Source organism: Citrobacter tructae, from assembly GCF_004684345.1.
GTDB lineage: Bacteria > Pseudomonadota > Gammaproteobacteria > Enterobacterales > Enterobacteriaceae > Citrobacter > Citrobacter tructae.
On record NZ_CP038469.1, the window covers coordinates 4122066 to 4134590 of the forward strand.

At 50.5% G+C, this 12525-nt stretch carries 13 protein-coding genes and 1 riboswitch; of the genes, 5 read left to right on the top strand and 8 right to left on the bottom strand.

Translation table 11 applies throughout. The features are described from left to right. Positions 1 to 57: 57 nt before the first annotated feature. Complete coding sequence (gene hldE / locus E4Z61_RS20425) at positions 58 to 1491, top strand: bifunctional D-glycero-beta-D-manno-heptose-7-phosphate kinase/D-glycero-beta-D-manno-heptose 1-phosphate adenylyltransferase HldE (RefSeq protein WP_135324304.1); 1434 nt, start codon at positions 58 to 60, stop codon at positions 1489 to 1491. 58 nt (positions 1492 to 1549) lie between these two features. Here hldE and E4Z61_RS20430 read toward each other — a convergent pair whose 3' ends face one another. Both E4Z61_RS20430 and E4Z61_RS20435 read right to left on the bottom strand, forming a co-directional pair. Continuing rightward, positions 1550 to 3211, bottom strand: a complete 1662-nt coding sequence (locus E4Z61_RS20430; RefSeq protein WP_135324305.1) for a flotillin family protein — start codon at positions 3209 to 3211, stop codon at positions 1550 to 1552. 29 nt (positions 3212 to 3240) lie between these two features. After that, entirely contained in the window at positions 3241 to 3870 is a 630-nt protein-coding gene (locus E4Z61_RS20435; RefSeq protein ID WP_135324306.1) for an OB-fold-containig protein, read from the bottom strand. A 260-nt stretch (positions 3871 to 4130) separates the two neighbouring features. Between E4Z61_RS20435 and glgS the strand changes: the two genes are divergently transcribed. Continuing rightward, entirely contained in the window at positions 4131 to 4337 is a 207-nt protein-coding gene (gene glgS / locus E4Z61_RS20440; RefSeq protein ID WP_096755633.1) for a cell surface composition regulator GlgS, read from the top strand. A gap of 33 nt (positions 4338 to 4370) precedes the next feature. On the opposite strand, the gene ubiK is transcribed toward glgS, so the two are convergent. Further along, complete coding sequence (gene ubiK / locus E4Z61_RS20445) at positions 4371 to 4667, bottom strand: ubiquinone biosynthesis accessory factor UbiK (RefSeq protein WP_135324307.1); 297 nt, start codon at positions 4665 to 4667, stop codon at positions 4371 to 4373. Positions 4668 to 4799: 132 nt separating this feature from the next. After that, positions 4800 to 4949: riboswitch (FMN riboswitch) on the top strand. Positions 4950 to 5055: 106 nt separating this feature from the next. Here ubiK and ribB point away from each other — a divergent pair. Beyond that, positions 5056 to 5709, top strand: a complete 654-nt coding sequence (gene ribB / locus E4Z61_RS20450) for a 3,4-dihydroxy-2-butanone-4-phosphate synthase (protein ID WP_103769751.1) — start codon at positions 5056 to 5058, stop codon at positions 5707 to 5709. An 84-nt stretch (positions 5710 to 5793) separates the two neighbouring features. On the opposite strand, the gene dsbI is transcribed toward ribB, so the two are convergent. Genes dsbI through E4Z61_RS20465 form a run of 3 tightly spaced genes read right to left on the bottom strand, consistent with a single transcriptional unit; the run spans position 5794 to position 8974 of the window. Continuing rightward, on the bottom strand, positions 5794 to 6471 hold the full coding sequence (gene dsbI, locus E4Z61_RS20455) for a protein-disulfide oxidoreductase DsbI (RefSeq protein ID WP_135324308.1): 678 nt from the start codon (positions 6469 to 6471) through the stop codon (positions 5794 to 5796). Positions 6472 to 6485: 14 nt separating this feature from the next. Then, positions 6486 to 7154: a thiol:disulfide interchange protein DsbA/DsbL gene (locus E4Z61_RS20460; RefSeq protein WP_135324309.1), complete on the bottom strand. Its 669-nt coding sequence runs from the start codon at positions 7152 to 7154 to the stop codon at positions 6486 to 6488. A gap of 23 nt (positions 7155 to 7177) precedes the next feature. Beyond that, on the bottom strand, positions 7178 to 8974 hold the full coding sequence (locus E4Z61_RS20465) for an aryl-sulfate sulfotransferase (RefSeq protein WP_135324310.1): 1797 nt from the start codon (positions 8972 to 8974) through the stop codon (positions 7178 to 7180). A 393-nt stretch (positions 8975 to 9367) separates the two neighbouring features. Between E4Z61_RS20465 and E4Z61_RS23905 the strand changes: the two genes are divergently transcribed. Further along, positions 9368 to 9544 (top strand): hypothetical protein, encoded by a 177-nt coding sequence (locus E4Z61_RS23905; RefSeq protein ID WP_167817569.1) that lies wholly within the window; start codon positions 9368 to 9370, stop codon positions 9542 to 9544. Between the two features lie 63 nt (positions 9545 to 9607). Here E4Z61_RS23905 and zupT read toward each other — a convergent pair whose 3' ends face one another. Beyond that, positions 9608 to 10381: a zinc transporter ZupT gene (gene zupT / locus E4Z61_RS20470; protein ID WP_003024600.1), complete on the bottom strand. Its 774-nt coding sequence runs from the start codon at positions 10379 to 10381 to the stop codon at positions 9608 to 9610. Positions 10382 to 10528: 147 nt separating this feature from the next. Here zupT and ygiD point away from each other — a divergent pair, with 147 nt between their 5' ends. Next, a complete protein-coding gene (gene ygiD, locus E4Z61_RS20475) occupies positions 10529 to 11317 on the top strand; it encodes a 4,5-DOPA-extradiol-dioxygenase (protein ID WP_135324311.1) in 789 nt (262 codons plus the stop codon). A 43-nt stretch (positions 11318 to 11360) separates the two neighbouring features. Here ygiD and E4Z61_RS20480 read toward each other — a convergent pair whose 3' ends face one another. Then, a complete protein-coding gene (locus E4Z61_RS20480) occupies positions 11361 to 12521 on the bottom strand; it encodes a glutathionylspermidine synthase family protein (RefSeq protein WP_135324312.1) in 1161 nt (386 codons plus the stop codon). Between the last annotated feature and the right edge of the window lie 4 nt (positions 12522 to 12525).

The window sequence follows — 12525 nt, forward strand, 5'->3', positions numbered from 1 at the left end:
TGTGCTATGATCGCGCGCAAATTTTAAGACCCTCAGAGAATCTCTCAGGAGACAGGAATGAAAGTAACGCTGCCAGAGTTTGAACGTGCAGGAGTCATGGTTGTCGGTGATGTGATGTTGGATCGCTACTGGTACGGGCCTACCAGCCGTATTTCACCAGAAGCCCCGGTCCCGGTAGTCAAAGTAGATACCATTGAAGAACGTCCCGGCGGCGCGGCAAACGTGGCGATGAACATTGCCTCTCTGGGCGCAAATTCCCGTCTGGTGGGTCTGACTGGTATTGACGATGCAGCACGCGCGCTGAGTAAAACGCTGGCAGACGTGAACGTGAAATGTGATTTCGTTTCGGTGCCGACGCATCCTACGATTACTAAACTGCGTGTACTTTCCCGCAACCAGCAACTGATCCGTCTGGACTTCGAGGAAGGCTTCGAAGGCGTAGACCCACAGCCGCTGCACGATCGCATTAATCAGGCACTGGGCTCTATCGGTGCTCTGGTTCTTTCTGACTACGCTAAAGGTGCGCTGGCCAGCGTACAGCAGATGATTGCGCTGGCGCGTAAGGCTGGCGTGCCGGTGCTTATCGATCCGAAAGGTACCGATTTTGAACGCTATCGCGGTGCGACGTTGCTAACACCAAATCTGTCCGAGTTTGAAGCGGTTGCCGGTAAGTGTAAAAGCGAAGAAGATCTGGTTGAACGCGGCATGAAGGTGATTGCGGATTTTGACCTTTCCGCACTGCTGATCACCCGCTCTGAGCAGGGTATGACGCTGTTGCAGCCGGGAAAAACGCCGCTTCACATGCCGACCCAGGCGCAGGAAGTGTATGACGTTACCGGTGCCGGTGACACGGTTATCGGTGTGCTGGCGGCAACGCTTGCGGCGGGTAACTCGCTGGAAGAGGCGTGCTATTTTGCTAACGCCGCAGCGGGCGTGGTCGTCGGTAAGCTGGGGACGTCCACTGTTTCGCCTATTGAGCTGGAAAACGCTGTGCGTGGTCGCGCCGATACCGGCTTTGGCGTGATGACAGAAGCAGAGCTTAAGCAAGCCGTTGCCAGCGCCCGCAAGCGTGGAGAGAAAGTGGTAATGACCAACGGCGTTTTCGACATCCTGCATGCAGGTCATGTCTCTTATCTGGCGAATGCACGTAAGCTGGGCGATCGTCTGATCGTTGCGGTAAACAGCGACGCTTCCACCAAACGACTGAAAGGCGAAACGCGTCCGGTCAACCCGCTCGAACAACGTATGATTGTGCTGGGTGCGCTGGAGTCTGTCGACTGGGTCGTTTCTTTTGACGAAGACACCCCGCAGCGACTGATTGCGGGCGTCCTGCCGGATCTGCTGGTAAAAGGCGGTGACTATAAGCCAGAACAGATTGCGGGCAGCGAAGAGGTATGGGCGAACGGCGGTGAAGTGCTGGTGCTGAACTTCGAAGACGGCTGCTCAACGACCAATATCATCAAAAAGATCCAGAAAGACAGCGATAAGTGAACTCTGACCTGATTGCCGGATATGACGCTTTCGCGTCGCCATCCGGCATTTTTACGGTTTATTCTTCAGTCGCAGCGCTGCTTTCCACTGCTTTCAGCGGCTCGGCCAGCGCCGATAGTGAACCGCCGGACAAACCAATTTCATTTAACAGCGAGTCAATCAGCGGCGCTTGTGTACGATAGGCAAGGGCTGCGGATAACGCTTGCTCTGCGAGATTCCCTCCGTTTACGTTACCTGCGGTCACTTCACCGACTGCGCCGCCGCGATTGAGACCATCAACCTGAATGATCTTGATCCCATCGATAGACTTCATTGGCTCAACGGATTTCTCAATGACCGCTGGCAGGGACTGCAGCAGAGCCAGCTTAAATTTCAGGCTGGTCTGTTCATCGGAAAGCACGTTGATGGCATCGTTCAGCGCGCGTTGTGCTTCGGCTTCCGCCAGACCTTTTTTACGTGTGGCTTCGGCCAGTTCAACAATTGCCGCCGCCTGCAATTCTGCTGCTTCTTTTTCGGCTTTTGCCCGGACGGTCAGTTCAACCGCCTGGGTTTCTGCATCCTGTGCAGCGGCGATCAGCGCAACCTGTTTCGCACGATCTGCTTCTGCGGTCTGGCGGGTAGTTTCTACGTTTTGCTGGGCGCGAACTGCTTCGGCCAGCGCATCGTTAGCACGCGCTTCGGCCTGAGACTGCTGTTCAGACTTAGCGGCAATGGCGATGGACTTGGTCTGGTTGGCGATCTCCGTTACCTGCTGTTGTTCGATTTCTTTAATGCGAACTTCACGCTCGGCTTCGACTTTTCTCGAACGAACGGCCTGCTCGCGCTCGATTTCCGTCTCCTGAATCTGGCGCTCGGCAAGAATGCGCGTCTGTTCCGCTTCACGGTGACGTTCGGCCTCAAAGGCGGCGATTTTCGCGTTTTGCTCGGCGGTACGGGTTTTCACCTGCTGTTCCTGCTCAAGCGTCATAAAGGCTTCCTGCTGTTCGATTTCCAGCTTGCGTGCCAGCGCATCACGATTCTTCTCGCGCACCGCAACTTCAACATCCTGTTCAACTTCGTTCCGTTCGCGACGACGACGTTCGGTTTCCTGCGTCAGTTTCGTCAGACCTTCGGCGTCGAAGGCGTTATTCGGGTTGAAATGTATTTTTTCTGTCTGGTTAAAGTTGGTTAACGAGACGCTTTCCAGTTCCAGACCGTTTTTAGACAGGTCTTCCGCAACGGTATTCTGGACACCCTGAACGAAGTTTTCACGGGTATCCTGCAGTTCATGCATGGTCATCTGCGATGCGGTGGCGCGCAGGGCATCGACAAATTTATCCTCGATCAAAACACGTAAATCTTCCGGTGACAGTGTGCGCTGCCCCAAAGTTTGGGCGGCAGTGGCGATACCTTCAAAGGAGGGTTTTACTCTGACGAAGAATGCGACGACGACGTCAACGCGCATACGGTCTTTGGTGATCAGACTGTCGACGGTGGAACGACTGACCTCAAGCTTGAGGGTATTCATGTTGATAGGGATGATTTCGTGGAAGATGGGCATGACAATCGCGCCGCCGCTCATCACCACTTTTTGCCCGCCAAGTCCGGTACGCACAAATGCCTGTTCAGCAGATGCGCGGCGGTAAAGGCGAGCAAAGATAATGCCGATAATTAATAAGACGACCACCGCCACAATGGCGGTAAACATCCATGAAGGTAACATGCCAAAAACATCATCCATTGTGTTATTCCCTTAAAGTAAAAATAAAATTACAAAACATTCGGCCAGGGGTTTAGCTCAGCTAAATAACGCGTTGCGGAGAGTTGGCAGATAATCAGCACCTTGTCCCCCTTTTTAAATTCTTTACCTGTTTCAGGTTCCAGCAGCAAATAGTGGGTTTGTCCGAACTTATCGGTAAATTTCCCCTCACACGGCGTTCCGGCAATCGCGGAATGTCCGGTAATAATCGCCATGCTGCCGATAAACTCTTCCTCGGCGAGGGCGGTGGTTTCATCACGCGGTAGCCACGGAGCAATGATTTTTCCGCTGTAATGCACGGCGAAGACAGCAAGAATAAAACTCACCGGAGCAAGCAGTAGGTTGCTGAGCGGAGCTTGCCACAGTGTGACCCAGCCATGCTGGATGAGGATACCGAAGAGTCCAAAGAAGCCTGCGAGTAAACACAGCACGATCAGCGCGGGAATACGTCCGATATTCAAATAGTGCAGCGCCTGGCCGATATTGCCGGAGGTCAGAGCATCGTAATGTTCGAGGTGAGCATCAAGCGCGCCTGAAAGGAAATGGCCGAAAACAAGGGAGATAATCTCCAGAAGGCCAATCAGCAGGACAAATGAAATAGCAAACAGGTAGGGGCCGTTATAATCCGTAAATAAAACCAAGTTTCTTCCTCCTGCTACCGCGTTCCCTGAAAGTGTCCAAAGTAATGGTTTTATCTATTACTTTTACATGACGTTACAATAACATGCGCTCCCTAGACCTTAAATCCGAAAAGAGGCTCATCCCCCTCTTAGATTTCGTAGGAAACTGTGAACCAGACGGTTTTTTTGCGCACAATATGTACAGAATAACTTCGTATCCAGGGAAATACTGAAATTAGAAAAAGCATATGGCCTTAGCAGATATTCAATAACTGGAGGGTATGCTCATGAACAGCAATATGTATTCACTGAACAATTTCGATTTCCTGGCCCGTAGTTTTGCCAGGATGCAGGCTGAGGGCCACCCTGTTGATATCCAGGCCGTAACCGGCAACATGGATGAAGAGCACCGCAGTTGGTTTTGCAAACGTTACGCGTTGTATTGCCAGCAGGCAACCGAGGCGAAAAAATTAGAACTGGAACACTAACAGATAAACGGGCCTTGCGGCCCGTTTTCGTTTTTACGCTTGCGGATCGACTGGCGGGATAGCTGGAGTAGGCTTCACTTCAGCCGGTTTCTCGCGTGCTTCAAGCTCGGTCAGGCGTTGTTCAAGCAACGCCAGCTTTTCACGGGTGCGCAGCAAAACCTGGGTTTGTACATCAAACTCTTCGCGGCTTACCAGATCCAGGCGTGTCAACTGTGACTGCAGCGTCTGGCGAATTTTTTTCTCGACGTCTTCCCCAAACTCGCGGATCCCTTTCGGCATCGATTCGTGGACCTGACGAGCAATCTGCTCAATTTTTTTCGGGTCAATCATGGTGGTTTCCCTGAACTGGTACGTGTTGCTGCCCATTGTAGTGCGATATGGCAGCGGCATAAACCAGAATTGTGTGAAGCTAAGTCAAGCAAAGGCGTTGATGAAGGTAATCAATAGCGTTATAGTTAACCCGCTTATTCTCAGGGCGGGGCGAAATTCCCCACCGGCGGTAAATCAACTGATGTTGAAAGCCCGCGAGCGCTTTGGGTGCAAACTCAAAGGTCAGCAGATCCGGTGTAATTCCGGGGCCGACGGTTAGAGTCCGGATGGGAGAGAGTAACGATCCAGTCGGGCATGGACCCGCTCACGTTATTTTTTTGCCGCTTTGACGGTACTCCTAAGACTGCCCTGATTCTGGTAACCATAATTTTAGTGAGGTTTTTTTACCATGAATCAGACGCTACTTTCCTCTTTTGGTACGCCTTTCGAACGTGTTGAACATGCGCTATCTGCGCTGCGTGAAGGACGCGGTGTGATGGTGCTTGACGACGAAGATCGTGAAAACGAAGGCGATATGGTTTTCCCGGCAGAAACTATGACCGTTGAACAGATGGCACTGACCATCCGTCACGGTAGCGGTATTGTTTGCCTGTGCATCACTGAAGATCGACGCAAGCAGCTCGATCTGCCAATGATGGTGGAAAATAACACCAGCGCTTACGGCACGGGTTTTACCGTGACCATTGAAGCCGCTGAAGGCGTAACCACCGGTGTTTCTGCTGCTGACCGTGTTACCACGGTTCGCGCGGCAGTTAAAGACGGTGCTAAGCCTTCCGATCTGAACCGTCCGGGACACGTTTTCCCGCTGCGTGCTCAGGCTGGCGGCGTGTTGACCCGCGGTGGTCACACTGAAGCAACCATCGACCTGATGACGCTGGCTGGGTTTAAACCGGCCGGTGTACTGTGTGAGCTGACCAATGATGATGGCACCATGGCACGTGCGCCAGAGTGCATCGAATTCGCAGGTAAGCATAATATGGCCGTGGTCACGATCGAAGATTTAGTCGCTTACCGTCAGGCGCACGAGCGTAAAGCCAGCTAATCGCTGACTACCGCGATAGCCGCAGTAGGGATAAAAAAACCGAAGCCAGTTTTCTGGTTTCGGTTTTTTGTTATTGCGGCCAGGCTATTTTGTTCTGGCCAGTTTAAGTGCCCAGGCTCCGGTCATCACCAGCAGCAGCATTAAACACAAACCAAAAGCGAGCAAGCAGGCTTGTGCCATATTCATGAACTGCCACGGTGGCAGCAGATACCAGCCTTCAGACTGCTGATAAAGATCGACAAACCACTTCTGCATACTGCTGAGCGCCACGCCATCAGGAACGATAGGAGCGTCATATCCGCAGTCTCCGGTAGGCTTAAACCATTCCGGAGCCCAGTCTGCCAACGGCAAATTGAACGGGAAGGTTGGGTCAGTTGAGCATCCCTGCACGCCAAAGAGTGAATCCGGGTCTGGATTGTGTACCGCATGATGAATGTCATTAAGCTTAAGTGAAAACTTTACGCCCATGATGCTGCCGTAAAATGCCGCGAGGCAGCCTATGAGCTTCAGAACGACATTTTTAGGGTTGATCGCTGCAATCAGTCCACCCATCACCATCACGAACATGGCAAAGCGAATATACACACACTGTTCACAGGGGGCCATGTAGAGATAGATCTGGAAGAAGGAGTGGGCCAGTATAATTAACCCACCCATCGCGAGTGTCATCAATAGCCACAGAAAGCGCTGTTCCTGCCATCTCACCAGAGTATCTAACGGCGCGGTACGTAAATCTCGCCACAATCCCTTTATGAAAGCCATAAGCTTATCCCTTTTTATTTCGTTGCCAGTTCCCTGATGAGCGCTGCCATAGAGTCAATGGATTTGATGCTCTTGGTATAGATCAGGTATTTACCGTTGACGACGTAAGCCGGAACACCCTGGATTTTGGCGACTTCATACGCTGCTTTCCATTTTTCCAGCGTTTCCTGAACGGCGGGGTCTTTCAGTGCGGTTTCAAAGTCAGCCTGGCTCATTCCCACGGTATCCAGACCTGTTTTGATGAATGACGCCGGATCTTTACCGTCTGACCAACGCTCCTTCTTGTCGTGGTAGGCTGCGTAATAAGCGAACTTGGCTTTTTTGAACTGTGATTTGGCATCAAACAATGAAATACCTGCCGCTTGGTCCCTGGCAATCATTACGGCAAAGACTTCACTGGCCTGTTTACCATATTCCCCTTTTGTTTCCAGATGAAATGGTGTGAAGGTGACGACATCGGCGACTTTGTCTGAAACGGGTCCTGTTACCGCTTTGTCGTATTTGTAGCAGAACGGGCAGGCGTAGCTGAATACTTTGATCAACGTCTTATCAGCGTTGGGAATCGGTTTCTCCAGAACCATATAGTCAGTTCCTTCGGTAAACGCCGATGCAGCAAATGATGAGGCAAGTGCGGTGGTTAATACCACGCTTTTAAATAATGAAGTGATCCATTTAGATGACATAATTAATCCTTAATCTGGCGTGATTATTTAAACATGTGCTGTGGGTGAACTGGCAATGCCCGGTAATGGGTCTGATTGGGTTTATCGGAAAGGACATCAATTTCAACTTTGACTTCTTTTGTTTTGTAGTCAATTTCATTGATTTTACCTGTGGTCGGTTGTCCAACATCAAATAAATTAATTGAACCTCCGAAGCCAAACATGGTGTCACGATCTTTTTGATATTCGATTACTGAAGTTATGGGGCTATAGAAATCATAGCCGCGTTCTTTTCCATACTCCCAAATTTGCTGGACGGTGCCTTTTTTCTCGTCAATTTTATATTCGACGAAACGGGAGTATTTCATCGTCGGCAATGCCGGTTGTTCAAGCCCACGACCATCGCCATTATCAAAAATGGTTAATGTCCCTTTGCTGGAGAGCCATGCGGTGTGTTGGGTGTAGGTAAAATCGAAATCGGTATTTTCGCACTTGCCGTTTTCGTCACATTTTAACGCGTTGCCTTTACCATCAACCGGTTTTAACAACTTGCTTGCCAGTTGTTTGTTCCAGCCTTTAGACGGCGCGAGGATCCATTTCACCTGCTTGTCACGACCAATTTTAACGACGCCCTGGTGGCGGGAGGAGAGAATGATGGAGTCATCTTTGGCATCATAAGCGATAGAGTTGACGTGTGCCCAGTTACGGCCAGCACCCACACCCAGTGCATCACCGTAAGGCGTATCCGGTTCCAGCTTGGCCTGTTGACCTGCATGAGCGAGGTCGACGTTTACGCATACCGCGCCTGCATCCAGCGCGCCCAGCAGTGCATCACGCAGCGGGTCGAGAATTTTTGTCAGATCCCAGACATCAACCACACGGCCAGACTTGTCGACTTCAATAATCTGGTCGCGGATGGTTTGCACATGTACGCCGTCTTCTTTGCGATAGTCGCGTTTACCGACGCGCAGCAGGACGGTGCCGTTTACCGTTTCAATCGACTCATGAGACGCATCCAGGAATCCGCGCGGTAGCTTATGGTCAGCCAGAATTTGGCCCATCAGATCGAATTCATACCAGTGTTGGCCTTGCACGGCGGTAAAGGTGCCTCGCGGTGTTTCTCGTATCCCCATCAGATAACCGCGTTTGTTGATGTTCATGTCGTGGCCATCATAGAACGTGTCCTGATCCAGCCACCAACGGTATTCACCTTGCGTGTCGACGATAAAGGTAAAAGGCGCAATGTCGAAAGGTAAGGCGCCACCTGCCGGGCCTGCATCAAGGATGCCTGCATTTTTATCTTTTTCGCCATGCCAGTGGAATTCTGCCCCCTGCGCGGTGAAGGTATGGGTATTTACCATATACAGGCGGTCTTCAAAGCCAGGAGCGACCTTAATGACTTTGGTTTGCTGTAGATCTGAAATAGAACGGTTGTCGATGTAGTGATTAACGATGGCGGAAGTATGCACCACATAATCATCCTTCATCACCTTACCATTTTCTTTAAATTCAACGGTGACCTTATTAGCAAATTTTTGATAAAGACCAAAAATAGGTACGCCGTCATAGGTTGCTAACGATTCTTTGCCAACGGTATAAGTTACAGGCACCCCTTTTTCACCTTTACCGTGGACGGTGACTTTAACATCTGAAATAACGTGACTATCTAATTCAACCAGTGCGGTAAGTGGCGCATTTCCATAAGGGTCAACAATTATTGCTCCTAACTTTCCTGCGGGTTGGGCAGGTTGAAAACCCGCTGCATAAGAATTTACGGCAGTTAATCCGCATGTCAGGGCGATCGCACCAACGAGGAGTGTTTTACGGTATTGTTTAAGCATGGATATATCTCCTTATATTACTTATAAATATAATTTATGTGAATGAAATATATTTCTGTAAGTAATAATTAAATGATATCTTTTGAGTGCTTGTTATAAATAAATATATTTATTGGTTTGAAATATATAAATTATCAATGATCGGTGTTTTTAATTCTTTTTGATAGTAGGTTGGGGATATTTTCAGAACAATAATTATTATTCTGTAGTGTGATCCTTTCGACATTGTTTTATTTCTAATACACGTTTTGCAATTGTCGTTAGCTATTGATTTATATGATCGAAATCATATGTTTGTTTCTGAATTGTGCCACTATAGTGGTAGGTTGAAATAAGGTTATGTGAAATTTTAACGTTAAATGTTTAATGATGTTAAATTTTAAGGGTAAAAGAATGTTTATTGCCTGGTATTGGATGGTATTAATTGCACTGGTTGCTGTGGGTTATTATTGCCACATGAAGCGTTATTGCCGAGCGTTTCGACAAGACAGAGATGCATTGCTTGAGGCGCGTAATAAACTCTTTCGTCGCACGGGTGAAGAGGGCAGCACGGTCAGGGATCAGGAATAATTTCGCCTTTTTGCTGTAGTTGAGGCGGATGAGCTGAACAACAGCGTAACTCCGCCATCTGTATTACCCGATGCCCATCGATTGCAGGATGACGAGGCTGAGCCCCATCACCGACATTCCGCAGAGTACGCCATAGCTGGGGTTATTATTCGGGTCGATTTCTTTTGCCAACGGCATCAGTTCATCGACGGACAGCGCCACCATAATACCGGCGACCGCCGCCATTATCGCCGCCATCACTACTGGCGAAATCAAACTCCCCAGAATTAACCACGCCAATACCCCACCGAGTATTTCCGCCATACCGGAGATCCCGGCCCAGAATATCGCCGTACGTTTCGATCCGGTTGCGGCATACACTGGTCCGGCAACGGCTAACCCTTCAGGAATATTATGCAATGCTACGGCGAGGGCAATACCGAAACCCAGTTCGAGGTTGCTGCTGGCTGTTACAAACGTCGCGATCCCTTCCGGGAAGTTGTGCAAGCTGATGCCGAGTGTCAGCAAAATAGCGGTACGTTTAATGGATCCGGGTAAAGGCTGTGTTGTTTTTTGTACCAGATCCTGAGGATGTGCGTGCGGCAGCAAACGATCCAGGCCAAAATAGCCCAGTAAACCCACGATAAACATCCCGTAGCCAAGCACGGGTGACATTCCTTCTGCAGCCAGTGCGGCGGGCAGCATCTCCATCAGGGAGATCAGTAACATAATTCCGGCGGCGAAGCCTAAAGAAAAGGCGAGTACGCGGTTAGAGGGCTTTTGTCCCAGCACGCCGAGAAATGCGCCAATAAACGTGGCAGCACCTGCCAGTAAAGTCAGAAGTAAAGGTACTGACATCGACAAATCAAACTCCTTATCAATCTGCTGTCCGGGTCGGATCGTCAAAATAACTGATGATCTTCATCATGGTTATCTGAGTTCTTCATCAACCGAAAAAGCGTATTGTGGTGATATCAAAATGACTCCCTCAGTAAGGATATCATCATGTCTTCAACTCGTATGCCAGCATTGTTTTTGGGCCACGGCAGCCCGATGAATGTTCTGGAAGATAACGTTTATACCCGTGCCTGGCAGCAACTGGGGGAAACGTTGCCACGTCCGAAAGCCATCGTGGTGGTCTCAGCGCACTGGTTTACGCGCGGCACTGGCGTAACCGCGATGGAAGCACCGAAAACGATTCATGACTTTGGTGGTTTTCCGCAGGCGCTGTATGACACACATTACCCGGCTCCTGGCTCGCCAGAACTGGCACAGCACCTGGTTGACTTGCTTGCTCCTGTGCCCGTTACCTTAGACAAAGAAGCATGGGGATTTGATCACGGGTCCTGGGGCGTGCTGATCAAGATGTACCCGAATGCCGACATCCCGATGGTGCAGTTAAGCATCGATAGTACAAAACCAGCGGCCTGGCATTTCGAAATGGGCCGTAAGCTGGCGGCGTTGCGCGATGAAGGTATTATGCTGGTGGCCAGCGGTAACGTGGTGCATAACCTGCGTACAGCACGCTGGCACGGTGAGAATACACCGTATCCGTGGGCGACCTCATTCAATGATTATGTGAAGTCTAACCTGACATGGCAGGGACCGGTTGAGCAGCACCCGCTGGTTAATTATATGGATCATGAAGGCGGATCGCTGTCGAACCCAACGGCGGATCACTACCTGCCGTTGCTGTACGTGTTAGGGGCATGGGATGGCAAAGAGCCAGTGACGATCCCGGTGGACGGTATTGAGATGGGTAGCCTGGGTATGTTGTCAGTTCAGGTGGGATAAATACGTAGGCCCGGTAAGCATTAGCGTCACCGGGCACAACGGATTACTCGACAAAAATATGCGGATAGAAGCGGGAGAGATCCTGCGTGATCAACGCTCTGTCTTCGCGAATGCCAATCCCGGCGGGTTGATCGTTAATCAGCCAGCTGCCGATCAGCATGTAGCTGTCGCCAAACTTCGGCAACTGATGGAACTGTTGCACGATCATTCCTTCTTCACCGTATGGGCCTTCCACCGCTTCGATCGTTTTACCGTTCTCAACGATCGACACGTTAGCGCCTTCACGCGAGAAGATCGGCTTCACGACGAATTTTTCCATCTGCGGATAGTCGTCTTCGGCGAAGTACGCCGGCAGCAGGTTCGGATGGTTCGGGAACATTTCCCACAGCAGCGGTAACAGCGCTTTGTTGGAGATAATGCTCTTCCAGGCCGGTTCCAGCCAGCGAACGCCAGCATCTTCCAGCTTGGTAGAGAACATCTCGCGCAGCATAAATTCCCACGGATAGAGCTTAAACAGGTTGGCAATCACCTGATCCTCTAAGTCCGTGAACTGACCTTTTTCGCCGAGGCCAATATCTTCGACATAGAGGAATTCGGTAGCGATTTCCGCCTCGGCAGCGCAATCCTGTAGATACTGAATAGTACCGCGATCTTCAACGGTATCGCGACAACAGGTCAGATGTAGCAGCTGAAAACCATACTGTTCACGCAGCGCGGTGAAGCGCTCGATTAGCTTTTCCTGCAGGCTGTTGAACTGGTCGCTACCTTCCGGTAGGTTGCCAGCATTGAGCTGATCTTCCAGCCAGATCCACTGGAAAAACGCAGCTTCGTACAGCGAGGTTGGCGTATCTGCGTTGTTTTCCAGCAGCTTGGGTTCACTGGTACCATCCCACGCCAGATCGAGGCGGGAATAGAGCGACGGCTGCTGAGTCTGCCAGGACTGGCGGACAAAGCCCCAGGTGTGCTTGGGAATGCGAAACTTGGTCATCAACTCGTCGCTGACGATAACCTTTTCAACCACCTTGAGGCACATCTGATGCAGCTCTGCTGTGACGTCTTCCAGCTTTTCGACCTGAGCAAGCGTCAGCTTATAGTATGCGTCTTCACACCAGTACGGCTCGCCGTACATAGTGTGAAAGTTGAAACCGTATTCGGTGGCTTTCTCGCGCCAGTCCGGGCGCTCAACAATACTGACTCTTTCCATGACG